This is a genomic window from Micromonospora sp. WMMD723 (assembly GCF_049863385.1).
GTDB lineage: Bacteria > Actinomycetota > Actinomycetes > Mycobacteriales > Micromonosporaceae > Micromonospora > Micromonospora wenchangensis.
The window spans coordinates 4,816,172-4,841,099 of record NZ_JBMKNR010000001.1 but is presented as its reverse complement, the minus strand read 5'-3'; the positions used below and the strand labels follow the sequence as shown (position 1 = coordinate 4,841,099).

The window sequence follows — 24,928 nt, the reverse complement described above, 5'->3', positions numbered from 1 at the left end:
CGTCGAACCTAGGCAGGCCGTCACCGACGGTCATCACACCACGGGGTGAGCCGGCACCACCCGGCAGAGTGAAATCTCAGCCGGGCAGATCGTGCCGACCGACCAGCCCGTTCTCGTACGCGTGGATCACCACGTGTACGCGGTCGCGCAGGTCCAGCTTCTGCAGCACGGCCCGGACATGCGACTTCACCGTGTTCTCGCTCAGCACCAGGTCCGCGCAGATCTCGCCGTTGGACCTGCCCCGGGCGAGCAGCCCGTAGATCTCGACCTCGCGCGGGGTGAGCCCGTCCAGCGCCCCCGTCCGGCGCGTCGGCACCTGCCGGACGAGATCGAGGACCGTCGCCGCCACCCCCGGGGCCAGCGCCGACGTCCCGCAGGCCACGTCACACACGGCCTGCGCCAGGACGGCGGGCCGGACGTCCTTGGTCAGGTAGCCGCTCGCGCCGGCCCGGATGGCGGCCACGACCAGGTCGTCGTCATCGAACGTCGTCAGCATGAGCACCCGGGTCGCCGGTGCGATCCGGACGATCTCCGCCGTGGCGGCCACCCCGTCCATGCGCGGCATGCGGATGTCCATCAGCACCACGTCGAGACGGTGCCGCCGGACGACCTCGACCGCGTCCCGGCCGTTCGCGACGTCGTGGGTGACCTCGATGCGTTCGTCGGCCGACAGGACCGTACGCAACGAGGTCCGCAACAGTTCCTGATCGTCGACGAGCATCACCCGGATCCTGGTCATGCCCCCTCCTTCGTGGGCAGCAGCGCTCGCAGCACCCATCCGTCGTCCCCCTCCGTCACCGACAGGGTGCCCCCGGCGGCGCGCACACGTTCCCCGACGCCCAACAGGCCGGTGCCACGGCCGCCGACGGCACGGCGCGCCGAGCTGCCGGGGGCGCGGAGCGCCGAGCTGCCGGGGGCGCGGAGCGCCGAGCCTCCGTCGTCGCGTACCTCCACCTCCAGCTCGGCCGGACCCCACCGGAGCTGAACGGTCACCTCGACCGGCGGTTCGAGGTGACGCAGCGCGTTGGTGACGCCCTCCTGCACGGTACGGAACGCCGCCACCTCGGCGCTCAGGCTCAGCGGCCGCCGCGGGCCCACCTCCGCGAACGTCACCGCGTGCAGCGGGCTGGCCGCCGAGGCCACCATGTCGGCGATGGCGTCCAGCGAGATCGGCACCTGGTCGCGCCGGGCACCGGCGCGCGGTGCCGTGGTGGTCGGCCCCAGGGTGGCCAGCATCGCCCGCAGACCCTGGTGGGCGTCCCGGCCCGCCTCGGCGATGTCGCCGAGTTCGCGGCGGGTCGCCGGATCCGTCGTCGTCACCGCGGCGGCCTCGATCCGCGCGACCATGACGGTGACCGTGTGGGCGATCACGTCGTGCAGGTCACGACGGATGCTGGCCCGCTCGTCCGCGACGGCCGCAGCCAGCCGTCCGCTCTCGGCCCGCCGGCCCGCCTCGCGCCGCCGACGCACCAGCAGGGCGGCAGCCCACACCCCGCCGACCACGAGCGTCAGCAGCCCACCCTCGACCAGGAGGGTCCATCCGGGGATCCCGGGGGGCAGCCGGTCCCAGGCCACCAGCTCGGCGAGGACGATCCCGAGCACGGCAACCGCCAGCGCGACCACCGAGGACCTGACCGGGACGAGGCCCGTCAGCCACCACAACGTGACGGGGAACCACAGGGCCGACGGCAGCAGGATCGCCGACCAGCTCGGAAAGGAGATCGTCGCCAGGACGAGCATGCCCAGCGCGGCGGTCGCGTACCCCGGCCACGGCCGGCGGCGGGACACCACGGCGGCCCCGTGGAGCAGGACGGCGGCACCTGCCGCGGCGGCGACCTGCCACCCGTCCGCGCCGTAGTACCGGTTGCCCACCAGGGTGAGCACCGTCAGCACCGCCAGGACCCCGTGCGCCGTCACCGTCGCCGGCCGGGCGTCCTGGCGTGGGGTGGCTGTCACGGTGGTCGCCTTCTGGTGGGTTCCTGGTACGAGCCGAGCCCGTCACGACGTGCCACAGGATAGCCAGGCAGGTGGTGCCCCGCGCCGGTTCCCGCACACTCGTGGCACCCGACGAGCCGACCTCGGCGGCGGAGCATCGACCCCCGGGGATGCCGCCCGACAGCTCGCCCGGGGCCACCGGACGCCGGTGACAGCGGGAAGGAGGCTCACCGGTCGTCGAGTGATCCGGGCGACACCATTGCGCCGCACCCGCAGCGGACCGTCCTAACAGGAATCTGAAGAGTGCTGCGGATCCTTCTCGTACGTCCTGATGGTCTGATCTGGAGGTTCGATGAGGAGACTCACACGGATCGGTGCGGCCGCACTGGCCGCCGCCGTGGTGCTGGGGTGGGGACAACCCGTCTGGCCCGCGCCGAACGCCGCGCCCGACGGTGGCGCAACCGGCCGGGGTGGCGGGGTGCCGCCGGTGGGGGTCGGCGCCCAGCCGGCGACGGTCACGCTGATCACGGGCGACCGGATCACCGTCGACCGCGGCGGTCGGGTGACGATCCGCCCGGCGAAGGACCGGGCGGGCATCCGCTTCCGGTCCCACCAGATCGACGGTGAGCTGCACGTGGTACCCGCCGACGCGGTGCCGCTGATCGCGTCCGGTGTGCTGGACCGTCGCCTGTTCAACGTCACCAGGCTGATCGGGTACGGCTACCACGACGCGGCCCGCGACCGGCTGCCGATGATCGTGGCGTACGCGGACCGGGCGACCGCCCGACGGGCTGGCTCGCCGCTGCCCGGTGGCGAACTACGGGTCGACCGGCCGCTACCGGCGATCGAGGGGGCCGCGGTCAGCGCGGACAAGGCCGACCTGGTCGACGTCTGGACGACGCTGACCGGGGCCGCGCCGAGGGCCGCCGGCCGCGTCGCCGGCATCGAACGGATCTGGCTCGACGGGAAACGTCGACTGGCGGTGGACCGGGGGGTACGGCAGATCGGGGCGCCCGCGGCGTACCAGGCCGGCTTCACCGGCGCCGGGGTGACCGTGGCGGTCATCGACAGCGGCGTCGACCTGACCCATCCCGACCTGGCCGGCGCGGTGACCGAGGCGGTCACCTTCCTGCCGGACACCGACCCGGTCGACCGGTTCGGGCACGGCACCCACGTGGCCTCGATCATCGCCGGCCGGGGCACCGCCTCGGACGGGAAGTACCGGGGGGTGGCCCCGGGTGCCTCCCTGGTCTCCGCGAAGGTCTGCGAGCGGTGGTGCGACGACTCGGCGATCCTCGCCGCGATGCACTGGGCGGCGGTGGACAAGAAGGCAGCGGTCATCAACATGAGCCTCGGTGACCGCGACGGGCCCGAGGTCGACCCGTTCGAGGAGGCGGTGAACACGCTGACCGCGCAGACCGGGGCCCTCTTCGTGGTCTCCGCCGGCAACGAGGGCCCGGCCGGGCGGACGGTCGGCTCGCCCGGTAGCGCGGACGCCGCGCTGACCGTCGGCGCGGTCGACCGCGACGGGTCCCTCGCGCCCTTCTCCAGTCGGGGCGCGCGGGTCGGCGACGACGCCGTGAAACCGGACATCACCGCGCCGGGCGTCGGCATCGTCGCCGCCCGGGCCGCCGAGGGCGAGATGGGCGTACCGGTCGACAAGTACCACGTCGCCGAGTCCGGGACCTCGATGGCCGCACCGCACGTGGCGGGCGCGGCGGCGCTGCTCGCCCAGCAGCACCCCGGCTGGCAGGCGACCCGCCTCAAGGCCACCCTGATGGGTTCGGCCAACCCGCACCCGGGTGACACCGCGTACCAGCAGGGCGCGGGCCTGGTCGACGTGGCGCGGGCCATCGGGCAGTCGGTGACCGCCGAACCGCAGAGCGTGTCGTACGGTCGCACGCGGTGGCCCCACCGCGACGACGACCCGATCACCCGGACGGTCACCTTCCGCAACGACGGTACGGAGGCGCTCACCCTCGACCTGGCCTGGCAGATCACCGGGCCCGACGGCAAACCGGCCCCGGCCGGCATGTTCCGCACCGCGTCGCCGCAGGTCACCGTGCCGGCGGGCGGCACCGCCCAGGTGGCGGCCACCGTGGACACCAGCGTCGACGGCGCGGACGGCTACTACAGCGGGCACCTGGTCGCCAGCACCGGGAAACTCCGCACCGTCGTTCCGGTCGGCGTGCACCGCGAGGTGGAGAGCTACGACCTGACGGTCCAGCACCTCGACTCGACGGGCGTGGCGGCGGACACCTACTGGAGTCTGGTCAGCGGGATCGACGTACCGGCGATCGAACCGCTCGACAGGATCTCCGGGGGCCCCGTCACCGTCCGGATGCCCACCGGCCGCTACGCGGTGACCGGCGTCGTCGAGGAGTCCGGTGCGCGGGAGCGCAGCAGCCTGCTGATCCGACCCGAGATCACGCTGACCCGGGACACGACTGTCACCCTGGACGCGCGGCAGGCGAAGCCGATCACGGCGAGCGTGCCGGAGCGCACCGCCCGCCCGGTGCTGGTGCAGACCGGGGTGCTGGTGGACCTGTTCGGCAGCTCCCCGGCGATCATCGACATCGGGGCCACCGGGTTCGCCGGCCTCTACTCGGCCCAACTCGGTGACCGGGCCAGCCACGGGCACGTCGCCGGCTACGTCGCGCACCAGTGGGCCCGGCCGGACGGCGACGGCGGTTTCGCCGGGAGCCCGTACATCTACCACCTGGGTGAGGGCTTCCCCGGCCGGCTGCCCACCGGGTACCGCAGGGACGTGCGGCGCTCGGAGCTGGCCACCATGCGCCACGAACTGCGCGGCGAGCGGCTCGGCGACCAGGTCGAACGGAACATGTCGGCGGAGTTCGACGGCGTGTACGGCTGGACCCTGAGCGCGGGGGTGCCGGTCGGCGACACCTGGACCGAGTACTACAGCACGAAGGCCGTCGCCTGGTCGGGCGGCATCACCATCGGGCAGAGCGTCGACGGGGACACGGAGTTCCGCACGTCGCTCTACAGCCCGCTGCGGCGCTACCGGGCCGGTCGCAGCTACCAGGAGGTGTGGAACACCTCACCTGTCGGACCGACCCTGATCGCGACCGGGAGCCCGTTCAGCAGCGCCGGGCGGATCGAGGACGTGATCCGGGTCGACATCCCGCTGCACGGGGACGCGGCCGGGCACGGCGGTTGGTCCGCCGGTGACACCGGTCGCACGGCGCTCTAACGGGGCGACGAGCTGGTCGCGGAGTACACCGAACCCGCCGACGCCGGTTTCGGCTTCTTCGAGGTGCCGGCGGAGGCGGCCGCGTACCGGCTGGAGGCCTCCTCCCGGCGCAGCTTCACCGAGCTGTCCACCGAGGTCGCCCTGACCTGGCGTTTCCGTTCCGCCCGGCCGGCCTCCGCGGACTGGGCCCGGCTGCCGGTCATGGTGGTGCGGTACGACCCGCCGCTCGACCGCAACGCGTCGGCACCGGCCGGAAAGCGTTTCGAGGTCCCGCTGCGGATCCTCGGCAACGAGGGGGTCACGGTGGCCCCGAAGCAGGTCACCGTGCAGGTCTCCTACGACGACGGCAGGACCTGGCAGCCGGCCACGGTCCGGGCCGCCGGCGCGAACTGGACCGCGACCCTCCAGCACCCCCGCACCGGCGGGTACGTGTCGCTGCGCACCTCGGTCACCGACCGGCAGGGCGACAGCGTCGACCAGACGGTCATCCGGGCGTACCGGCTGCGCAACCGGTGACCCTCGGCTGACCTCGCACAACCGGGAACAGGCCCGAGCCGCGTCTCCGCGGCTCGGGCCTGTTCCGGTGCCGTCCACGCCGTCGACCCGGACCGCCGGGAGGCACGCCGACCTCGTGCCGCTCCGGGGCCGGGCCGCACACCTGGTCAGGGCAGCGCGGCGACGGCCGCGTACAGCCAGGTGGACGCCGGGGCCCGCACGACGGGCTGCGGTGTGCCGTTGATGGTGGCGGTCAGCGCGTGGTACCTGCCGAGCAGCGCGACATGCCGGGCCACCTGCGGCCCGGGGTCGGCGGCGACGATCTGCCGCCGCACCTCGGTCAGATCCCGCTCACCGCAGCGGCTGGCGGTCAGCGCCACCCACCGCGTCGCCAACTGCCGGGCCGCGCGGGAGTCGACAGGTACGCCGGCCTCGGACGCGGCCCTGGCCTGCGCGAGGATCTCGACCTGTTCCGCGGTCTCCGCCCCCGCCGACGGGTCGTCCCGCCCGTGGTCCGCCGCGGCGGCGAAGGTTTCACCGAAGTACTCGCGGACCGCCCGCCGGAACCCGGCGTCACGCACCATGTCGGCCAACTCGATCCACGCGTCGAGCTGCTCGCCGGTGGGGTCCTCCGGCAGCCGGGGCCGCCACGGGCGCAGGTGGTCGACGAACTCCCCCACGTCGAGGCCCTCGGTGACCTCTCTCCAGAACTCCTGCACGAGTTGCTCACGGTCGTCGTCGGACATCGACGCCAGCCGGTGCACGAGACTCACCTGCCCGGCCTCGCTGTCCTGCCGCACCACCGCCCGCAGCACGGCACGCCGGGTACGCAACTGCCCCATCTGCCGCTCGACGAGCGCCAGATGAGCGGTCGCGAGGTCCCGCACTGTGATCTCCTCGGTCAGCAACCGGCGGATCTCGTCCAGCCCCGCGCCCAGGTCCCGCAGCGTACGCACCAGTTCGAGAGCCGCCACGCCCCGCGCGTCGTAGCACCGGTACCCGGCCCCGGTGTACCCGGCCGGCGCGACGACGCCCTCGTCGGCGTAGAACCGGATGGCGCTGACACTCAGACCCGTACGCCGGGCCACCTCCCCGATCGACAACCAGTCGTCAACAGCGGATCCGACCAACCAACGGCCTCGACGACGGCCTGCCGCGTCGACCATGGCGTCTCACTGCCCCTGTCGGCCAGCCGCCGCAGGTCGTCGACGTTCTCGCGGTCCCATGATCGCTCGAACGTCGGCGTGCACTGTGCCGGACCGACCGCGATAGGGACCGTCACCTCCGGTCCCCGCGCGATCGACCACCCGGAAGGACCGAGGTCACGCGTAGGCACGAGCTTGGAGGTGGTACAGCTCCGCGTAGAGGCCACCACTCGCGATGAGGTCCGCATGGGTGCCGACCTCCGAGACGCTGCCCTGTTCCAGGACCACGATCAGGTCGGCCATCCGCACGGTGGAGAAGCGGTGCGAAACCAGTACGGTGATCGCGCCGGTGTCCGCACGGGTTTCCGTGACGAGGTCGGCGAAGCGCTCGAAGAGCGCTTGCTCGGCGGTCGCGTCCAGGGCGGAGGCGGGTTCGTCCAGGGCGACGAGAAGCGGACCTCGGCGCAGCAGCGTGCGGGCCAGCCCGAGCTTCTGCCACTGGCCGCCTGAGAGTTCGGTGCCGTCGCCGTACCCCCGGCCGAGCAGGCCGTCCAGACCGTCGGGGACGAGCGCCCGGACGGGGCCCGCCTCGGCCCTGTCGATCGCCCGCTGCAGGGCCTGGTCGTCGTCGATTCGGTCGAGGTCGCCGATGCCGGTGTTGTCCCGCAGCCGCAGCTCCAGCCGGGCGAAGTCCTGGAAGAGGGTCGACACCCGGCGCTGCCACCCGGCGGGGGCGGCGGACGCGAGGTCGACGTCATCCACCAGAATTCTTCCCGAGGTCGGCCGGTACAGCCCGCACAGCAGTTTGACCAGGGTGCTCTTACCCGCCCCGTTCTCGCCCACCACGGCAAGCGCCGTGCCTGCCGGGATGTCGAGGGTGACGTCGTCGAGGACCTTCCGGTCGCTGTTCGGGTAGTGGAAGCTGACGTGGTCGAGACGGATGCCGCGAGTGAGGACTGCGGGCAGTTTCCCCGACCCGGGTACGGCAGATTCGGGCGACGCGGCGGCGACACTGCGTAGTGTCCGGATCCGCTCCATCGTGCACCCCGCCGCCTGGACAATCGTCAGCAGGCCGAGTCCATTGGACACCTGGAAGGAAATCTGAGCGGCCAGAGCGATCACCAGAATCACGTCGCCCAGCCCCGAGCCGCCCTGCAACGCCTGCCGAACCACCAGATAGATCGCACCGCCGTAGGCGGCGGCGAAGGTGAGCTGCCCCGCTGCACGCAGCAGGGCAGCTCGAGTCTGGGCCCTGCGTAGCGCGGTAGAGGTGGTAGCCCAGTCGCGCTGGTGGCGTTCGATCAGCATGGCCTCGGCACCCGACAGGCGGATCTCCTTGACCGACGCGAGCATGGTGGTGGTCTCCAGCAGGTGCCGGCCGAGACGCGTCAGCGCAGCGGTGTCCTCCTTCGCACGATCCACCAGACGCTGAGCCCGATTGCCTGCCAGTACGGGGATTGCTCCGGCGACGGGAAGAAGGAGCAGCCACGCGTTGAGCGAGCCGAGCAGGACCGCCGTCAGGCCCATCTGCAGGACCAGGCCCCCGAGCTGTAGAACGGCCTCCAGGGAGGCGCGGGTGCGTGGAAGTTCCTCGCGGACCAACGCCAGGGTGTCAGCGTAGGCCGGAGTGTCCAGTTGTTCGAGGTTGCCGACGCCGTGGGCGAGCGTGATCAGCTCGTTCTGGAGTTCGACCTCGCTGAGGTCGCCCAGTTCGAAGTAGGAAAGGTGGGCGAAGTGGTTCATCATGAGCTCAAAGACCAGCAGTGCTGCCGTTATCAGCGCCAGCCGAGCGGCGGTGCCCGAGTCATGATTGACCGCCGCGGTGGTGAGCGACTTGAGGCATAGCGCGATCAACGGGGTGGACAGGAATCCGGCGGCCAGCATCGCTGAGGCACGCGCGAGACGCCCTGGATCACAGCGGAAGGCGAGCCACAGAAGGTGTCGGACCGCAAGGACCGTGGTCATCGGGCCGCTCCGTCGATCCTCGGCAGGAAGCGTTCAGTCGTCGACGGGTCGGCGGCTTCGTCCGCGGTGAAGCGTTCCGCCTGAATCCTGAAGAGCTCGGCGTAACTTCCGTTGAGTTCCATCAACTGTTCGTGCGTGCCGGATTCGGCCACCCTGCCGTCGGCGAGCACGACGATGCGGTCGGCCTGGCGCACGCTGGAGAAGCGATGCGAGACGATAACACTGGTCACACCCTTGGTCATGTCCAGAAAGCGCTCGAAGAACGCGGCTTCCGCACGGACGTCGAGTTGGGCGGTGGGCTCGTCGAGCACCAGGAGGGACGCCCCGCACTCCAGTGCCAGCAAGGCTCTGGCCAGAGCGATCCGCTGCCACTGGCCGCCTGACAGGTCGGTGCCACCTTCGTACTCGGCGCTGAGGACCGTGTCCACGCCGTGCGGGAGGCCGTCGATGATCTCCTGTGCGCCCGCGCGCCGGGCCGCGGTGAGGAGCGCGTTGCGGTCACCGAGGAGGTCCGGTCGGCCCAGCCAGATGTTCTCGGCCGCGGTGAGATGTAACCGGGTGAAGTCCTGGAAGATCACGGCGATGCGCCGGTGCCAGGCCGACGGCGAGATACCGGCGATGTCGGTCCCGCCAGCGGTGATCCGGCCACTGGTGGGTTCGTGCAATTTGGTCAGGAGCTTCACCAGCGTCGTCTTCCCCGCGCCGTTGAGGCCGACGATCGCCGTCGACGTCCCCGGTGCGAGTTCGAGGTCGAGCCCGTCGAGCACGGCGGGAGCACCGTCGTGGTAGCGGAAACCGACGCCCTCGAAGCGAACGGCCCCGGCCTGATCAAGGACGTGACCGGGGTCGTACTGCCGACCGTGGCCGCCCCCATCCGCCGCGACCTGCTCCAGGCGGGTCAGTGCGTCGTGGGCGGCCAACCCGTAGAGCGTCTGCATGTCACTCTCGGGGAAGAAGACGCCGAAGCGCATGGGAATCAGCACGGCCTGAAGGGCAACAGACAGTTGGAGCAGCGTCAGCGAACCGTTCGTGCCGTCCTCGGCCAGGGCCGACAGCGCCGCGCCGCCACCGAGCAGGCCGAACCCTGCCAGCGCGACGAAAGGCCAGAACAGCAGCCTGCGGCGGGTCGCCCACAACGGCTCCAGGTAGCCGCGTGCCTCCGTGCCATGGCGTTGCCGGAGCCAGGGGACCAGGCCGAGCACCCGTGCCTCCTTGGCCAGCCCGGTTCCGGTCGCCGTGCGCCGCAGGTAGGACAGTCTCCGCCGCGGACCGGCCAGGGTCGCCCGTACCGCGCCGAAGCGGCTCAGCGAGCCGCGTTGGCCGAACCTGATCACGATCGCCGTTGCGGCCACAAGCACACCGATGCCAGGTCCCAGTACCACGGACACCATGACCGCAGCCCCGACAAGTTGGGTGTAGCGGGCGATCAGAGCCAGGGTTCCGGCAGCGGCATCGCCCGGGGTGGGGACCACCCGCTCGAAGCCGTTACGGGCGTCCGAGAGCACATCGAGCACCTCCTGCCGTTCCAGGTCCGCGACCGGGAGATCACGCAACGCACACGCCATCAGTCGGACGGTGCACGCGCCGTCGACCTGACGGATCACCAGTTCAGCCAGCACCGACTGGAACGGGACGAGAATCTGTTGCAGCACGAAAGCGGCGACGGCCAGCATCAGCGCGAGACCGATCCGACCTATGCCACCATGGCCACCAAAATCTGACATGGCATCAGGGATTCTCGATATCAGGGTACTCGTCGCGAGGATGAAGGCGATCGGGAGCAGGCCGACCGCAACGTGGAGCGCACCCGCGCCGGCGATCAGTCCCGGGTGTGCGTAGCGCAGCAGCCGTACAGTGGCGAGCCATCGAACGGCGCGTCGTCGAAGCGGTCCGGCGCCCGGGTCGGGCGTCGTGGAAGGCATCAGGAACTCCCCCGAGTACGTCAGGGCACGCAGGACGAGCAAACGGCACAGGTGAAGGGCATCTCGCCGGGATCCGATTGCGATCGGAGGAGGGAGACAGCGGACTCCCGCGAGCCCGGGAACGCCACTGTCGCCGGGGAAGCTCGCGGTCCAGAGTCTGGCTCAGACCTCGTGTGACGTCAAGAATTTCATTGATGGTCATCTAGTTCGTCTGCACAACGGAACGGATCCCTGATCCGCCACAGGGATCGGTCTAGACAGACCTGCATCGATGTGGTTACCGTTGCACTCCGTGTTCGTCCGGCTCCGCGTGTCCAGTCCGGGCCGCTTCGCACCCTTCGCGTTATCGGAGGCGATGCGCCGCGATACCGGGCTTGTTCGCTGACGTTTCCGCCCTACCCGGAGACAGTTCGTGCGCGAGCCCAGGGCCGCTCCGAACCGGGCCTCAGTGTCGAGGCGCCCCTCCCCCCTTACCAGCGCTTTCCCGTCAGCGCCTGACCGGTATGCCAGATTCTCCGCGTTCCGTGCGGCGCTGACCACCCGGCCGTCGTCGCGGCATCGTTCTTCCATCGTCCTGGCACCTCCACCCGCGTCGCCCTGGGCGATGCCTGACCTGAGGAACCTGGCAATGCAGTACCCCGGCGCCCATTCGTTGACGTTCCAAGGAAAACGATCCGAAACCGCCCCTATGACGTGGGGTCAACGCGCCATCTGGAAGGCCATTCGCTGGCTCGGTGACGATGCTCACTACTTCAACATCCGCCGTATCGCGAAGATCCCGGCCGGTATCTCCACCGAACAGGTCGAGACTGTGCTCAGCGCATTCGTCTCACGTCACGAAGTGCTGCGTACCCGATTTCACGACGAGGGCGACGGGCCCGTCCAGGAGGTCTGGGCCGAGGGCGCGCTGTCCCTGAAGGTGACGGACGCAGCATCCGGCTCCGCCGATGACGTTGCGGTCGAGCTGGCACGGGAGTTGGTGGGCCTGACCTTTCGCCACGCCGAGGAATGGCCCTTCCGATGCGCGCTCGTCCTACAGGACGGACGTCCAGCCGTCGCCGTCCTGGTGTTCTCGCACCTGGCTGTCGATTTCTGGGGCGTACGCGAGCTGGAGCGCGATCTGCAGCAGCTGCTCGACGGCAGCGGGCCGCCGGAACCGCAGTGGCAGCCGCTCGACCAGGCACGCTTTGAGGCGGAGGGTCCTGGTGCCGCCCGCGGTGCGGCCGCAGCGGAGTACTGGCGTCGAACGCTGCACACCGTGCCACCGACGCTGTTTCGTACGGCCACCGGCGAGAGTGGACCCGAGCGCTTCGTCCGGCTGGCGATGGACTCCCCCGCCGTCGCGGTCGCCACGACCGTGCTTGCCGAACGATGCCAGGTCAGCACCGGCACCGTGCTGTTGGCCGCCACGGCGGCCGTACTCGGTGCCTACACCGGGCACGACACCGTGGCGCTGCAGCTCATCGCGGTCAACCGGCATGACGAGCGCAGCCGTCGGCTCGTGGCACCCATGGTGGAGAACGCGCTGTTCGCAATGAACGTCGACGACGACACCTTTGAACAGACGGTACGCCGGACCTTCCTGACCGGAATGAACGCCTACCGTCATGCCCAGTACGACCCGTCGGCCGTCGACGAGATTCTCGACGAGGCGCGCGAACGCAGCCACGGCGCACTCAACCTTGGTTGCTTTTTCAACGACAAACGTATGCACGACCGTTGGGAAAACCTACCGCACACCGATGAGGGCCCGGACGGACTGCGTGCGCTCCTCTGCCGCACCACGGTCACCTTCGTGGGTTCGTGGGAGCGCCAGGACGCCACCTTCTTCCTGCACACCGGATACGCGCCCGACACCTGCCTGCTCTATCTGATGGCCGACACCGAACTGATCCCGCGCCACGACATCGACCTCCTGCTGCGCGCCTTCGAGATTCTCCTGGTCGACAGCGCCACCGGCACTCTCGACCTGGCGGGCTTCCGCTCGACGCGTGCGACGACCAGTACCGAGAAGAAGCTTGGAGAGATCGCCCGATGACCACTAACGCCACCATCTGGGACGACGAGGTCGCCCTCGCCGTCACGCGGCTCACCGCAGCGGCCGAGGACGAGTACTACAACCCCTACCAGACTTTCGAGTGGCCCGAGAGCATCCCCGAGAGCGCGCTGTGGATGAGCGAGGATCTGGTGACGGTGTACGGCACCGCAGCCGCCGCGGAGTTGGACCGCGAGCAGTATCTCGCCCTGTCGAAGTGGGAGAGCATCAACTTCTACAGCCTCAACGTGCATGGGATCCGCGAGCTGATGCAAGAGGTGGTACAGCGGATCCACACCCCCGGTTTCGAAATTCCCACCCCGTTCTTCCATCACTTCCTGGGCGAAGAAAACGAGCACATGTGGTTCTTCGCCGAGTTCTGCCTCCGCTACGGCGGAAAGCTGTTCACCAACCGGTCCATGGCTTTCCCCCAGGAGCAGCACTCCGCTCTGCTGGACAACTTCATCGTGTTCAGCCGGATCCTGATCTTCGAACAGATCGTCGATCACTTCAACAGCAGGATGGCTGCCGACGCCGCCCTCCCGGAGACCATTCGCGCCATCAACCGGGTGCACCACCAGGACGAGTCCCGGCACATCGCCTTCGGTGCTCAACTGGTACGTGCCTTGTGGGTGCGACTGCGTGCGGACGGCGACAACAAGGAGATCGCCGTGGCCCGTCAGTACGTGGGGAAGTACATCGCGAGTTCGCTGCAACAGCTCTACAGCGTGGACGCCTACCGCAACGCGGGAATCCCCGATCCGTTCGCCTTCCGCAGCCGTGTCCTCGCCGACCCTTCCCGCAGCGCCGCCCACGACGCAGTCACGGCCCGTACCGACGCGTTTTACCGTCGGATCGGCCTGTTCGACCAGGCCGCAGCCTGAGCGACTCCGCCGCTCCCTGTCCCGCCCACCTCAACAGGAGCAGGTCACCCATGGCACCGCGCACACCACCCGCCGCCCCGGCCGGAGAACTCACCCTCCTGAACCCCGGCCCCGGCCTGGTCGTCCTCGAACCACAGCGAGCCGCACTCCTGCTCGAACTCGACGCCCTGTTCACCGACATGGCCGACGAACTCGGCGCCTCCCCAGTGGTCGGGCCGCCACTTCTGCCCGCGGAGGGCCTGGCCCGGCTCGACTACTTCCGCAACTTCCCGCACCTCGGCGTGACCGCCGCCCGCTTTCCGGACGGTGCGGTCGAGGCACTGGCGTCCGGGGGCCCGGTGGCGGAGCAGCCGGTTCGACCCACCGGCTACCTGCTGCCGTCGGCCACCTGCTACGGCCTGCTGCTCTCGTTGCAAAGCCAGGACGTCGGCCCGGGACTGAGGCTGACCTCGATCGGCCGCTGCTTCCGCAACGAGGACCACTACGACGGTCTGCGCCGCCTCTGGGGCTTCCATATGCGCGAGATCGTCTACTTCGGCACCGCCGAGGGAGCCCGCGAACACCTGGCCCGCTCGAAGGAACTGCTGGAGACTCTGGCCGGCCGACTCGGCATCGAACTGTCGTACCAGCCCGCGAGCGACCCGTTCTACGACAGGAGCGGCTCGCGGGCCAAACTGATGGCCCTCGACCCCGTCAAGTATGAGTTCGTCGCCTCCGACGGCACCGCCATCGCGTCGGTGAACAGGCACCGCAACTTCTTCGGCGAACGGCTCGGTATCACCAGCGCCGGCGCTGTCGCACACAGCAGCTGCACTGCTTTCGGTGTCGAACGCTGGATGCACGCGATGTTGCAGGCGCACGGCACGCCACAGAAGGCGCTACGGCAGGTCCATGATGTTCGTGGCTGACCTTCCCGATGTTCCGGCTGCGAGGGTGACGGCGGCGGCGGAGCGGGGGGCGCGAGCCCTCGGAGTCGAATTTCCACTCATCCAGGCAGGCATGGGCGGCATCGCCGGACCGGCGCTCGCGGCAGCGGTCAGCGACAGCGGCGCGCTCGGCACCGTCGCCCTCTACAAGAGCAACCCGGAGCAGAGCGCCGCGCTCGTGGTCGACACTGCCGCGCGCACGAGACACACCTTCGCGGTGAACGTGATCCCCGAGGTCGCCGGACGGCTGCTCACCGATCAGGTGGGCGCGCTGCTCGCCAATGCGGACCGGCCACTTCTTCTGAACAGCTACGGCCTGCTCCCCGAGCCGGAGGCGGCACGGGTGCTGGCCGCCGGACACCGCCTGCTGATCCAGGTGGGCACCGCCGCCGACGCCTCGGTCGCGGCCGGACTGGGCGCACACGGCGTGGTGCTCCAGGGCATCGAGGCCGGCGGCCACCACCTCGGGACACTGGGCACACGCGAACTGCTCGCCCAGTACGACCAGGAGCCCGCGGCGTTCGTCGCCGGCGCGATAACCACCGGCACCGACCTGCTCGGTGCCCTCCGGGCCGGTGCGTCCGGCGCGCTGTGCGGCACCGCGTTCGTGGTCACTGCCGAGTCGGCCGCGCACCCCTCCTACAAGGCGGCACTCCTGCAGGCCGGCCCCGAGGACACCGTCGTTACCGACCGCTTCTCGATCGGCTGGCCGGGACGTGCGCACCGGGTGCTGCGCAGCCCCGTCACCGACGCGCCGCAGCCGCTGCCCGCGACGCTGATCGCCTGGACCAGCGTGATGGGTGAACGCCGACCAGTCCCGCGAGGTTCCGCCGCCGCACCCACGGAGGAGGCCGAGGGCCACGTCGAGCAGCTGGCCCGGTACGCGGGCCTCGGGTGCGCCGCACTCCGGACGGTACAGCCGGCCGCAGCCTACGTCGCCGGTTTCCGCGCGGAGTTCACCGCGGCCCTCGCCGCCCTACGCGGAGACGGGACGGCCGCGGCTGTCCCGGTCCCGACCGGGAGGTCGCGATGACCGGATCGCCGCTGCACGCGGCGCTGGAGCAGCCCACCGGCGCACGCCGCGAGTCCTTTCCCGGCCGTGCCGGGACGTCGACCGGGTCCCCATCCCGTGCGTGCGACAACCCGCCGCACCGCACGGCCCACGCGGGCTGGCCAACCATCGCAGCGAACCGGAACAGAGCGCACTGACCACCGTCCGCGGCGGCGCTGCGCCCCGAAGCGGCGTGCCGACGGCCAGCCCTGCGGAGAAGGTCCAGCGGCGTCGACCAGTGGCCACTGACCATCACCCCGGCCGGGGAAGTGAGCCGCCGCCGCTGGTGACCGAACTCCGGCTCCTCGGATCCGTCATCCCACCGTTCGACAAACAACATGGAGCAGTCGTGAAGCGGATCGCCGAATGGATCCAGACCAAGAACCCCGAACTCGACCGCGAGCCCAGCCCGACGGAGGACCTGATCGAGGCCCGGCTCATCGACTCCCTGGACTTCCTGGAGTTCATCTACCTGCTCGAAGACCTCTCCGGAAGGCCCATCGACCTGCAAGAGGTGAGCGTCGACGATTTCCGCACCCTGGAACGTATCGAGCACCGCTTCCTGCGTCCCGATGCCGGACCCACGTCGTGACTGTCGCCCCGGCGGACCCGGTCGTCAGGTTCGGCAGTTGCGACGCGGAGCACCGGTGGCGGCCGACCGGGTTGGCGCGGCTGCCAGCCCTCCGCGATCCACACGCCGAGCGATTGCTGCGGGGCATGGATGAGCTACAGGCCGTCCTCTGCCGCCCCGATGACGTGCTACTCACTCACTACCAGCCGCCCGCGGCCTTCGGCGAGGTGATGCGCGCCGCAGGTTTCGGTGCACGGCACCTGCCGGTTCCCGGCGATCTGGCGCTCCCCGTCGAGGAGCGCCTGGCTGTCGTCGGCCTGCCGGGATTCACCGGCGCGAGACCCGAACCGTATGCGGTGCTGCCGGGGACGGCCGCTGCGGTCAGAAGCCTCGGACTGGACGCGGCGCTGCCCGACCTGGACGCCGTCCGGCGGGTCAACTCCAAGACCTGGTCGACGCGGCTGGGGTTACCAGGCTCCGGACGGGTTGTCACCTCGCTACAGGAACTGCGCGAGGCGGCGGTCTTGCCGTGCGTGGTCAAAGACCCCTACGGAGTGTCCGGGCAGGGCAATGTCATCCTCGACTCACCCGCGAGACTCGCGTTGGTCGAACGCAGCCTGCGTCGGCGACCTGCGGACATGATCGAGTTGGTGGTCCAGCCGCTGTACGAACGGTCCGACGACTTCGCCGCGCATCTGACGATCGACCCGGAAGGGGAACTGGTGTGGCACGGCGTCCGCCAGATCCTCAACGTCGGTCACTCCTACCGGGGTTCGTCGTCTCCGACGCCGCAGTTGATGCAGCGGCTCGACCGTGCGGAGTACCGCGCATGCGTGGAGGCGGTGGCCCGGGCCGCAGCGGCGGAGGGCTACCGCGGGCCGTTGTCCGTCGACTCGATGACCACCGCGTCGGGGGAGTTGGTCCCGGTGCTGGAGGTCAACGCCCGCCTCTCGCCCGGGATGATCGCCCAGCAGTTGGGCGTGCGGTTGCGTCTGGCGTTCGTCCGGATCGGCGGCGACGACTACTTCGAGCGACTGGTCCACCTGCTGGACGATGCGGGACGGCTCGCGACCAGTGGCCGTGACGGCATCCTTCCGCTGGCGGCCAGCACACTGGTTCCTCCTCGCGGTTGGCTCTTCTACGCTGTCTTCGGCGAGGCAGACGCGGAACTCGGGAAGATCACCGAGAGACTGTCCGGGCATTGAACGACACCTGTAGGCAGCACCTCGTTGTGGAGCGCAGAGAGCAGACGGGCATGGCTGAAACACGCTACGACAGCCAGGCAGCCGCCGACTATCAGGCGGCTCGGGAGGTCCCACGGGAGGGCCTGGAGGCATGGCGTTCCGCAGTGTCCGCAGCGGCGGGTCTCGCACCTGGCATGACGGTGCTCGACGTGGGTGCGGGGACCGGAGCGTTCGCGAGCACATTCCACGCCTGGTTTGGAGTCCGGGTGCTGGCCGTCGAGCCGGCCGCAGCGATGCGGGCGCTGATTCCTGCGTCTGAGGAGATCCGGGCGCTCGACGGAAGGGCGGAGTCGCTGCCGGTCCCGGACGGCTGCGCGGACGCGGCATGGCTCGGCTCCGTGATCCACCATCTGGACGATCTGGAGGCATCGGCCCGCGAACTACGCCGGGCACTCAAACCAGGCGCTCCGGTGCTCATTCGCAACTCCTTCCCCGGCCGCTGCGACCGGGACCTGCGGGTGCGGTTCTTCCCCGAGACAGCGGAGCTGGTCGACACCTACCCCACCGTCGACCGGGTCTGCGCGGCCTTCGCCACGGCAGGCTTCGCCCAGGTCTCGCTCCGCCCGCTGCCGCAACGCAGCGCACCCACCCTGACCGCCTACGCCGACGGGCTCCGCCGCGCTGCGGACTCCAAGCTCCGCGCCCTCCCCGACGACGTCTACGCCCGCGGCCTCGCCCGACTCCGTGCCGCCGCCGAGGCTGACCCCACCGAACCTGCCACCAGTTGGATGGACCTCCTCGTCCTGGCCTGACCTCGTCGCCGGCCGGGAGACCCACGCCGCCGGCTCGGTACTGCTGCAGGACGCGGCGACCTACGGCTGTGACGGGGTGCCTCCCGCGCCGTTCCTGTCGTGGACCCCCGACCGGCGACATCGGGCGGTGGGCGGAGAGTTCTGTGCGGGTCCAGAGACGTACGACGATCCTGTTCGACGGGACCACGGCCGGGTCGGCAGCGCGCCGGTCAGGATGCGCAATCGATGGCGGTGGGGGTCGCCCCGCAGCCCGGGTGGCCTGACCGACACCATGGACGGTCATCGACTCGCCGTGTCCCGGCTCCTGCCGCCAACCGGGCTGCCCCGCGCGATCGCGTACCAGATCGTCATGGTGGCCGTCGGCAGTGGCACGTTCCTCAGCGGCGGCGTCGTGTTCTTCACCGAGGTGCCCCGGCCTCACCTGGTGCAGATCGGGACCGGCCCCTCGATCGCCGGGGTGGTCACCTCGCTGCCGCTGGACATGGTGGCCGACCGGCCCGGCGGGCAGTGGTCCTGGGCGGTCGGCTCGCTGTGCGCCACGGTGACGCCTGCCGCCAACACCCGCCTGTGACGCCCTTCGCCCCAACGCCCTGGTCGGCGCTCACACCGGTCAGCTCTGCGGGGGCGGTCCCGGGAACCAGCCGGCCCGACCAAGCGCACCCGGCAGGCTGGTCTTGCCGAGCTGAGCACCGATCCATGCCGCCGTCTCGGTGACACCGCGGGGGTCGAGACCGGTCGAGTGCCCGGAGCGGTCCAGCGCGTAGAGCAGGTCCTCGGTCGCGACGTTGCCGGTCGCAGCGGGGGCGAACGGGCAGCCGCCGATGCCTCCGACGCTCGCGTCGAGCACGGTGACACCGGCCTCGACCGCCGCGAGGGCGTTGGCGATGCCGGTGTTGCGGGTGTCGTGGAAGTGGGCGCGCAGCGGCACGCCCGGAGCCGCCGTGATCGCCGCCGCGACCAGTTCCCGAACCTGCACGGGTACCCCCACCCCGATCGTGTCGGCCAACGCGATCTCGTCGGGTCCGCTGGCGGCGAGCCGGCGGACGAGGTCACCGATGGCTGCCGGGGCGACATCTCCCTCGAAGGGGCAGCCGAACGCGGCGGCCACCGTCACGCTGGCCCGTAGGCCGGCCGTGTGGGCGGCCTCGGCGATGTCGGACCAGGCCCGGACCATCGCGTCGACGGAGGTGCCCTGGTTGCGTCGGCTGAAGGTCTCCGTCGCCACGACGACGCAGTTGACCTCGTCGACCCCGGTTGCCAGCGCCCGGTCCAGCCCACGCCGGTTGAGCACCAGGCCGATGTACGACACGTCGCTGCGCCGGGGCACCCCGGCCATGACGGCTTCCGCGTCGGCCATCTGGGGTACCCGGTCCGGCCGGACGAACGACACCGCCTCGACACGTCGGGCGCCGGCGTCGACGCACCGCCGGATCAACTCGATCTTGCTCGACGTCGGCAGGATCTCGGACTCGTTCTGCAGGCCGTCCCGAGGGGACACCTCCACCACGTTCACCATCATGTGTATACAATCTCAGGCCGTCGGGGTAGGCGGCAAGGAGAACTGCCGCACACCGCTCACATCACGGAGGCACGAGTGACGAATGCCGCAGAGGATGCCTACGAGGCATTGCGGGGGGCGATTCTCAGTGGCGCGATCCGCCCTCGGGAACGGCTCGGCGAGGTGGAGTTGTCCCGGCAGTTCGGGGTGAGCAGGACCCCGATCCGTGAGGCCCTGCGCCGGCTCACCGCAGAGGGTCTCGTCGTCTTCCAGCCCAATCGGGGGGCCCGGGTCGCCGAGTGGTCGCTCAGCGACCTCCAGGAGACCTACGAGATCCGGGCCCGGCTGGAGAGCTACGGCGCCGCCCTCGCCGCCCAGCGCATCGACCCCGAGCACCTGCCACGGCTGAGCCTGCTCTGTGACCAGATGGAACAGCGGGCGCAACGGATGAGCCCGCAGGACCTGGACGAGATCGCCACCCTCAACTCCGAACTGCACGCCATCGTCATCGGCGCCGCCGCCAGCCAGCGGCTCACCTCGTTGCTGTCAGCGGTCGTGGAGGTGCCGCTGATCGTCCGGGCCTTCCGCCTCTACACCCCGGACGCGCTGGCCCGCAGCATGGCGCACCACCGCGACCTCGTCGCGGCGTTGAAGGCCCGCGACGCCGAGTGGGCGTCGAGCACGATGCGGGCCCACGTCCTGGCTGCGCGCCGGGTCCTGCTGGACGCCATGGTGAACAGTCCCGATCTCTGAGCGGGGCGACCGGCCCGCGCCGGGGAGCAACCGTCAGCTCCCCGGCGCGCCCGGCTTGATGCAGGCCACCTCGCGGCCGACGTCGATCGGGGTCAGCCTGACCTCAGTCTGTACACAACGGTCCTCACCTACCGGACACCGTCCGTACAGCACGCAGCCCTGCACGAGCTGGGTCGGGCTCAGCGGGTCACCGACCAGTCGGGCCGGCGGCAGCTCCTGGTCGGGGTCGACGGGCAGCGCCGCGGCCAGCAGCGCCCGGGTGTACGGGTGCTGGGGGTCGGCGAACACCCGCTCGGAGGGGCCGGTCTCCACGACCCGTCCCCGGTACATCACGGCGATCCGGTCGCTGACGTACCGGACCGTGTGGATGTCGTGGGAGATGAACAGGTAACCCATGCCCAGCTCCGCCTGCAGGTCGGCGAGGAGTTGCAGGATCTGGGCGCGCACCGAGAGGTCGAGCGAGGAGGTGGGCTCGTCCAGCACGATCAGGGACGGTTCGGTCACGATGGCCCGCGCGATGCCCACCCGCTGCTGCTGTCCACCGCTGAGTTCGCCGGGGTACCGCCGGGCCATGTCCGGCGAGAGGCCGACCTGTTCGATCACCCGGGCGACCCGGTCACGACGCTCCTGCACCGGGGTCCTGGGCCGGTGGATGGCGAGGGGCTCACCGACGATGTCGCCCACCCGCATGCGGGGGTTCAGCGACTCGAACGGCTCCTGGAAGATGATCTGGAGCCTCGCGCGCATCTTCCGCAGTTCGGCGGCGGGCAGCGCCAGCACGTCGGTGCCCTCGAAGTGGACCTGCCCCCGGGTCGGTTCGATCAGCCGCAGTGCCAGCCGGCCCAGCGTCGACTTGCCGGATCCGCTCTCCCCGATGATCGCGAGGGTCTCCCCGGCGTCCACCGTCAACGACACCTCGTCGAGCGCGTAGACCGTGGTGGCGCCGCCCAGATGGAACTCCTTGCTGACCTTCGCCAACTCCAGCAGGCTCACCGTACGGCCTCCTTCTCCTGCGGCAGGTGGCAGCGGTACGTGTGACCGGACGCCGTCGTGACCGGCTCGGGGACCACCCGGGTGCACGGCTCGAAGGCGTGCGGGCAGCGTGCCTGGAAGGGGCACCCGGCCGGGTAGTCGACCAGGTCCGGCAGCCGCCCGGTGAGGTGCACCAAGGGCTGGCCCGGTCGGGGAATGGCCCGGATCAGCGCCCGGGTGTACGGGTGGCCGGGCGTGCCCAGCACCTCCCGGACGGTGCCGTGCTCGATCACCTGGCCGGCGTACATCACCACCACCCGGTCGCAGTACTGGGCGACCACGCCGAGATCGTGGGTGACCAACAGCATGGAACGCTCGTGTTCCTTCACCATCGCGCGGATCAGGTCCAGGATCTGCCGCTGCACGGTCAGGTCGAGGCCGGTGGTCGGCTCGTCGGCGATGACGAAGGTCGGGTTGAGCAACATGGCCATGGCGATGACGACCCGCTGGGCCATGCCGCCGCTGAGCTGGTGGGCGTATCCGTCGAGCACCCGGTCCGGGCCGGCGATGCCGACGTCGGCCAGCGCGGCGCGGGCCCGGTCGTGGGCCTCGCCCTCGGACCTGACGCCGTGCGCCGCCATGATCTTGGCGAACTGCCGCCGGATCCGCATCACCGGGTTGAGGGCGCTGAACGGGTTCTGCGCGATGAAGCCGATCTCCTTGCCCCGCAGCCGGCGTAACTCGGCGCCGCTGAGTGCGAGCAGGTCGACGCCGTTGAAGCGGGCGGTGCCGTCGACCACCCGCCCCGGCGGGCGCACCAGTCCGAGGATCGACCGGATGGTCACCGACTTGCCGCACCCGCTCTCGCCCACCACACCGACGATCTCCGCCCGGTCGACGTGGAAGTCGACGCCGTTGACCGCGTGCACCAGGCCGGCCGGGGTGTCGAACCGGGTGGTCAGCCCGCTCACCTCCAGCAGGTGGCGACCCCCGGGGTGGTCGGGGTCCGGCGCGGCGGGCCGGGTACGCGACCGGCGCAGTGCGTGCAGGGCGCTCATCGTTGCCTCGCCCGGCCGAACGAGTCCTGCAACTCGTCGCTGATGGCGTTGAAGCACAGCACGGTCAGGAAGATGGCCAGTCCCGGGAACACCGAGACCCACCACTGGCCGGTGGTCATGTTCTGCGCTCCTGTCTGGATCATGGCACCCCAACTGGCGTCGGCGGCGTTGATGCCGATGCCCAGGAAGGAGAGCGAGGCGATCACCACGATCGAGTGCGCCACCGCCAGGGACGCCTGGGCGAGGATGATGCCGGTCATGTTCGGCAGGACGTGCCGGAACATGACCCGGGGCCCGCTCGCGCCGATGGCGTGCGCCGCCTCGATGTAGCGGCTCTCCCGGATGGTGAGGCCCTCGCTGCGGACCAGTCGGACGAACCGGGGGACGTTGATGATGGCGATGGCGACCACGACGTTCTCGATGTTGTTGCCCATCAGCGCGACCAGGGCGATGGCCAGGATCAGCAGCGGGAAGGCCTGGAACACGTCGAGCGCGCGGACGACGCGCTCACCCCAGGGGCCCCGGTGCAGGGCGGCCAGGCCGAGCAGGACGCCGATCACCAGGGAGATCAGCATGCCGGCGAGGGCCAGCGGGATGTCCACGCCCGCCGAGGCGACGAGCCGGCTGAACACGTCGAGGCCGAACTTGTCGGTGCCCATCCAGTGCTCGCCGTCGGGTGCCGCGAGGGTCTCGGGCACCGGCACGGCCGGGTCGTGGGGCAGCGGCGCGACGTAGGCGGCCGCCAGCATGGCGGTCAGGATGCCGGAGGGCATCCACAGCCGTAGTCGCCGGCCGCTCCTGCGCCGTCGCGCCGTCGCCGGTGCGACGACCGTGGTGGGGTCTGCGGTCAGGGTCTCAGTCATAACGCACCCTCGGATCGAGCGCCGCGACCAGGATGTCCAGTGCGGTGAAGGCCAGCAGGGTCCCGAGGCCGGCGGCCAGGATGAAGCCCTGCACGGCCGGCATGTCGAGCTGGAGGATGGAGTCGATCGCCCACTCCCCGAAGCCGCCCCACGAGAAGATGGTCTCGATGATGGCCGCGCCGCCGAGCAGCGCGGCGAGCAGGATGCCGCCGTAGGTCAGGATCGGGGTCCGCGCCTGGCGGAAGGCGTAGGCGAGGACGGTCCGCTCGGACAGGCCGCAGGCCCGCGCGAACTCGACCTGTTTGGACTCCAGCGCCGGCACCAGTGAGGCGTACGTGCTGCGGGCGAAGTACGCCGAGTAGTAGATCCCGAGTGTGAGCACCGGCAGCATCGAGTGCGCCAGCGCCGACCGGAAGATCGCCATGTCGCCGGCGAGCAGCGAGTCGAGCAGCAGGGCCCCGGTCACGGTCGGCGGTGGTTCGTCCATCAGGCCGAGCCGGCCCACCGGTGCCGGTGCCCACCCGGCCAGGTAGAAGCAGAGGTAGATGAGCAGCAGGGCCAGGAAGAAGTCGGGGATCGACTGGAACGTGGTGATGACGAACCGGGAGGTCCGGTCGGCCATGGTGCCCTTGTAGTAGGCGCCCAGCGTGCCGAGCCCCACGCCGAGGAGCGCGGCGACGGTCAGGGAGAGCAGGACCAGTTCGAGCGTGGCCGGGGCGAACCGCAGGATCTCCGAGAGGATCGGCCGGTCGGTGTAGTACGACGAACCGAGGTCGCCCCGGAGCAGGCCGCCGAGGTAGTCGACGAACCGCTCCCACATCGGCCGGTCCAGGCCGAGCCGCCGCTCGATCTCGGCCAGTTCCTCCGGTGAGGCGGCCGGCCCGGCGATGACCCCGACCGGATTGCCCGGCAGCGCGTTGACCAGTAGGAACGCCAGCGCGATGACGGAGAGCAGCCCCAGCGGCAGGAACAGCACCCGCCGTCGCGCGTAGCCGAGGACCCGCATCACACACCTCCGGGCGAGCCGAGCAGCAGCGTCGCCTCGTCGAGGTCGACGATGTCGGCGTACTTCGCGCCGAGGTCGAACAACGCGGCCTGGTGCGGGCGTGGGTCCCGGTCCAGGCACGCGTCGGCGACGACGAGCGGGACGAACCCGTGCTGCAACGCGTCCACCACGCTGGCCCGTACGCAGCCGCTGGTCGAGCAGCCGCCGATGAGCAGGGCGTCGACCCCGAGCACCCGCAGGGTGCTGGCCAGGCTGGTGCCGAAGAACGCGCTGGCGTACTGCTTGGTCACGACCGTCTCGCCGGTGGCCGGGGCCAGTCGGGGCGGCGCGGCGGCGAATGCGCCGCCGCGCTCGAAGACCCTCAGTGCGGGCACCTTCCGCACGAACAGGCCGCCGTCCTGACTGCCGGGGGCGAGTTCGACGCGGGTGTGGATCACGGGTACGCCGGTGCGCCGGGCGGTGTCCAGGAGGGTGGCGCAGGCCCGCAGGGCCGGCGGGTCCTGGTCGCCGGCGAACAGCGGCGACGCCGGGTCGAGGTAGGCCTGCACGAAGTCGACCAGGAGTAGTGCCCGGCGTAATCCGCGGCCGAGGTCCGCGCCGAAGCCGGCCCTGCGGTAGTCCACCTGAAGGTCATTCACC

The 24,928-nt window shown here is 70.6% G+C and carries 22 protein-coding genes; 11 read left to right on the top strand and 11 right to left on the bottom strand.

The genetic code is table 11. The annotated features are described in order from the left end of the window. Nucleotides 1–76: 76 nt before the first annotated feature. Both ACN261_RS21175 and ACN261_RS21170 read right to left on the bottom strand, forming a co-directional pair. The gene (locus ACN261_RS21175) at nt 77–739 is read right to left on the bottom strand and encodes a response regulator (protein ID WP_421481396.1); all 663 of its coding nucleotides are present in this window, start codon (nt 737–739) and stop codon (nt 77–79) included. Then, the gene (locus ACN261_RS21170) at nt 736–1,956 is read right to left on the bottom strand and encodes a sensor histidine kinase (RefSeq protein WP_425851733.1); all 1,221 of its coding nucleotides are present in this window, start codon (nt 1,954–1,956) and stop codon (nt 736–738) included. Before ACN261_RS21170 ends, ACN261_RS21175 begins: the two co-directional genes overlap by 4 nt. 331 nt (nt 1,957–2,287) lie before the next feature. Between ACN261_RS21170 and ACN261_RS21165 the strand changes: the two genes are divergently transcribed. Together ACN261_RS21165 and ACN261_RS21160 are read left to right on the top strand one after the other, a co-directional pair. Continuing rightward, complete coding sequence (locus ACN261_RS21165; protein WP_425851731.1) at nt 2,288–5,149, top strand: S8 family serine peptidase; 2,862 nt, start codon at nt 2,288–2,290, stop codon at nt 5,147–5,149. Between the two features lie 63 nt (nt 5,150–5,212). Next, a complete protein-coding gene (locus ACN261_RS21160) occupies nt 5,213–5,665 on the top strand; it encodes a hypothetical protein (RefSeq protein WP_421481393.1) in 453 nt (150 codons plus the stop codon). A gap of 146 nt (nt 5,666–5,811) precedes the next feature. Here ACN261_RS21160 and ACN261_RS21155 read toward each other — a convergent pair whose 3' ends face one another. The 3 genes from ACN261_RS21155 to ACN261_RS21145 form a co-directional block, all read right to left on the bottom strand. Then, the gene (locus ACN261_RS21155; protein WP_421481392.1) at nt 5,812–6,732 is read right to left on the bottom strand and encodes a MerR family transcriptional regulator; all 921 of its coding nucleotides are present in this window, start codon (nt 6,730–6,732) and stop codon (nt 5,812–5,814) included. A gap of 234 nt (nt 6,733–6,966) precedes the next feature. Then, nucleotides 6,967–8,754: an ABC transporter ATP-binding protein gene (locus tag ACN261_RS21150; RefSeq protein ID WP_302742559.1), complete on the bottom strand. Its 1,788-nt coding sequence runs from the start codon at nt 8,752–8,754 to the stop codon at nt 6,967–6,969. Then, entirely contained in the window at nt 8,751–10,676 is a 1,926-nt protein-coding gene (locus ACN261_RS21145) for an ABC transporter ATP-binding protein (protein ID WP_421481391.1), read from the bottom strand. Before ACN261_RS21145 ends, ACN261_RS21150 begins: the two co-directional genes overlap by 4 nt. 628 nt (nt 10,677–11,304) lie before the next feature. Between ACN261_RS21145 and ACN261_RS21140 the strand changes: the two genes are divergently transcribed. The 8 genes from ACN261_RS21140 to ACN261_RS21105 all read left to right on the top strand — a co-directional run bounded on the left by ACN261_RS21140 (nt 11,305) and on the right by ACN261_RS21105 (nt 18,710). Then, complete coding sequence (locus ACN261_RS21140) at nt 11,305–12,714, top strand: condensation domain-containing protein (RefSeq protein ID WP_302742557.1); 1,410 nt, start codon at nt 11,305–11,307, stop codon at nt 12,712–12,714. Next, nucleotides 12,711–13,595, top strand: coding sequence for a diiron oxygenase (locus tag ACN261_RS21135; protein ID WP_302742555.1), 885 nt, complete (start codon nt 12,711–12,713; stop codon nt 13,593–13,595). The genes ACN261_RS21140 and ACN261_RS21135 overlap by 4 nt, the downstream gene beginning before the upstream one ends. Nucleotides 13,596–13,645: 50 nt before the next feature. Next, nucleotides 13,646–14,503, top strand: coding sequence for an aminoacyl--tRNA ligase-related protein (locus ACN261_RS21130; protein WP_421481390.1), 858 nt, complete (start codon nt 13,646–13,648; stop codon nt 14,501–14,503). Continuing rightward, entirely contained in the window at nt 14,487–15,554 is a 1,068-nt protein-coding gene (locus tag ACN261_RS21125; protein ID WP_368052532.1) for an NAD(P)H-dependent flavin oxidoreductase, read from the top strand. Before ACN261_RS21130 ends, ACN261_RS21125 begins: the two co-directional genes overlap by 17 nt. 100 nt (nt 15,555–15,654) lie before the next feature. Beyond that, nucleotides 15,655–16,164: an acyl carrier protein gene (locus ACN261_RS21120; protein WP_302742552.1), complete on the top strand. Its 510-nt coding sequence runs from the start codon at nt 15,655–15,657 to the stop codon at nt 16,162–16,164. Nucleotides 16,165–16,289: 125 nt separating this feature from the next. After that, nucleotides 16,290–17,348 carry a hypothetical protein gene (locus tag ACN261_RS21115; protein ID WP_302742550.1) on the top strand — a complete coding sequence of 353 codons (1,059 nt, stop codon included), beginning with the start codon at nt 16,290–16,292 and terminating at the stop codon, nt 17,346–17,348. Between the two features lie 50 nt (nt 17,349–17,398). Beyond that, a complete protein-coding gene (locus ACN261_RS21110) occupies nt 17,399–18,139 on the top strand; it encodes a class I SAM-dependent methyltransferase (RefSeq protein ID WP_302742548.1) in 741 nt (246 codons plus the stop codon). A gap of 271 nt (nt 18,140–18,410) precedes the next feature. Further along, nucleotides 18,411–18,710, top strand: coding sequence for a hypothetical protein (locus tag ACN261_RS21105; protein WP_302742547.1), 300 nt, complete (start codon nt 18,411–18,413; stop codon nt 18,708–18,710). Nucleotides 18,711–18,749: 39 nt separating this feature from the next. Here ACN261_RS21105 and ACN261_RS21100 read toward each other — a convergent pair whose 3' ends face one another. After that, nucleotides 18,750–19,658 carry a hydroxymethylglutaryl-CoA lyase gene (locus ACN261_RS21100; protein WP_302742545.1) on the bottom strand — a complete coding sequence of 303 codons (909 nt, stop codon included), beginning with the start codon at nt 19,656–19,658 and terminating at the stop codon, nt 18,750–18,752. Nucleotides 19,659–19,733: 75 nt separating this feature from the next. Here ACN261_RS21100 and ACN261_RS21095 point away from each other — a divergent pair, with 75 nt between their 5' ends. Next, on the top strand, nt 19,734–20,390 hold the full coding sequence (locus tag ACN261_RS21095; protein ID WP_145919069.1) for a GntR family transcriptional regulator: 657 nt from the start codon (nt 19,734–19,736) through the stop codon (nt 20,388–20,390). Nucleotides 20,391–20,423: 33 nt separating this feature from the next. Here ACN261_RS21095 and ACN261_RS21090 read toward each other — a convergent pair whose 3' ends face one another. The 5 genes from ACN261_RS21090 to ACN261_RS21070 are packed head-to-tail and all read right to left on the bottom strand — an operon-like array spanning nt 20,424 to nt 24,927. Next, a complete protein-coding gene (locus ACN261_RS21090) occupies nt 20,424–21,383 on the bottom strand; it encodes an ABC transporter ATP-binding protein (protein WP_302742544.1) in 960 nt (319 codons plus the stop codon). Beyond that, a complete protein-coding gene (locus tag ACN261_RS21085) occupies nt 21,380–22,420 on the bottom strand; it encodes an ABC transporter ATP-binding protein (protein WP_302742543.1) in 1,041 nt (346 codons plus the stop codon). Before ACN261_RS21085 ends, ACN261_RS21090 begins: the two co-directional genes overlap by 4 nt. Next, the gene (locus ACN261_RS21080; RefSeq protein WP_425851723.1) at nt 22,417–23,283 is read right to left on the bottom strand and encodes an ABC transporter permease; all 867 of its coding nucleotides are present in this window, start codon (nt 23,281–23,283) and stop codon (nt 22,417–22,419) included. The genes ACN261_RS21085 and ACN261_RS21080 overlap by 4 nt, the downstream gene beginning before the upstream one ends. After that, the gene (locus tag ACN261_RS21075; protein ID WP_302742540.1) at nt 23,276–24,289 is read right to left on the bottom strand and encodes an ABC transporter permease; all 1,014 of its coding nucleotides are present in this window, start codon (nt 24,287–24,289) and stop codon (nt 23,276–23,278) included. The genes ACN261_RS21080 and ACN261_RS21075 overlap by 8 nt, the downstream gene beginning before the upstream one ends. Next, nucleotides 24,289–24,927, bottom strand: a complete 639-nt coding sequence (locus ACN261_RS21070) for an isochorismatase family protein (RefSeq protein ID WP_302742538.1) — start codon at nt 24,925–24,927, stop codon at nt 24,289–24,291. Before ACN261_RS21070 ends, ACN261_RS21075 begins: the two co-directional genes overlap by 1 nt. Nucleotide 24,928 lies beyond the last annotated feature (1 nt).

Excerpts from the sequence above, each read along its gene's own strand:
- ACN261_RS21175 (WP_421481396.1), bottom strand. The coding sequence starts at position 739 with ATGACCAGGATCCGGGTGATGCTCGTCGACGATCAGGAACTGTTGCGG.
- ACN261_RS21165 (WP_425851731.1), top strand. The coding sequence starts at position 2,288 with ATGAGGAGACTCACACGGATCGGTGCGGCCGCACTGGCCGCCGCCGTG.
- ACN261_RS21150 (WP_302742559.1), bottom strand. The coding sequence starts at position 8,754 with ATGACCACGGTCCTTGCGGTCCGACACCTTCTGTGGCTCGCCTTCCGC.
- ACN261_RS21145 (WP_421481391.1), bottom strand. The coding sequence starts at position 10,676 with ATGCCTTCCACGACGCCCGACCCGGGCGCCGGACCGCTTCGACGACGC.
- ACN261_RS21140 (WP_302742557.1), top strand. The coding sequence starts at position 11,305 with ATGCAGTACCCCGGCGCCCATTCGTTGACGTTCCAAGGAAAACGATCC.
- ACN261_RS21135 (WP_302742555.1), top strand. The coding sequence starts at position 12,711 with ATGACCACTAACGCCACCATCTGGGACGACGAGGTCGCCCTCGCCGTC.
- ACN261_RS21130 (WP_421481390.1), top strand. The coding sequence starts at position 13,646 with ATGGCACCGCGCACACCACCCGCCGCCCCGGCCGGAGAACTCACCCTC.
- ACN261_RS21125 (WP_368052532.1), top strand. The coding sequence starts at position 14,487 with ATGATGTTCGTGGCTGACCTTCCCGATGTTCCGGCTGCGAGGGTGACG.
- ACN261_RS21115 (WP_302742550.1), top strand. The coding sequence starts at position 16,290 with ATGGATGAGCTACAGGCCGTCCTCTGCCGCCCCGATGACGTGCTACTC.
- ACN261_RS21110 (WP_302742548.1), top strand. The coding sequence starts at position 17,399 with ATGGCTGAAACACGCTACGACAGCCAGGCAGCCGCCGACTATCAGGCG.
- ACN261_RS21105 (WP_302742547.1), top strand. The coding sequence starts at position 18,411 with ATGGACGGTCATCGACTCGCCGTGTCCCGGCTCCTGCCGCCAACCGGG.
- ACN261_RS21100 (WP_302742545.1), bottom strand. The coding sequence starts at position 19,658 with ATGATGGTGAACGTGGTGGAGGTGTCCCCTCGGGACGGCCTGCAGAAC.
- ACN261_RS21085 (WP_302742543.1), bottom strand. The coding sequence starts at position 22,420 with ATGAGCGCCCTGCACGCACTGCGCCGGTCGCGTACCCGGCCCGCCGCG.
- ACN261_RS21080 (WP_425851723.1), bottom strand. The coding sequence starts at position 23,283 with ATGACTGAGACCCTGACCGCAGACCCCACCACGGTCGTCGCACCGGCG.
- ACN261_RS21075 (WP_302742540.1), bottom strand. The coding sequence starts at position 24,289 with ATGCGGGTCCTCGGCTACGCGCGACGGCGGGTGCTGTTCCTGCCGCTG.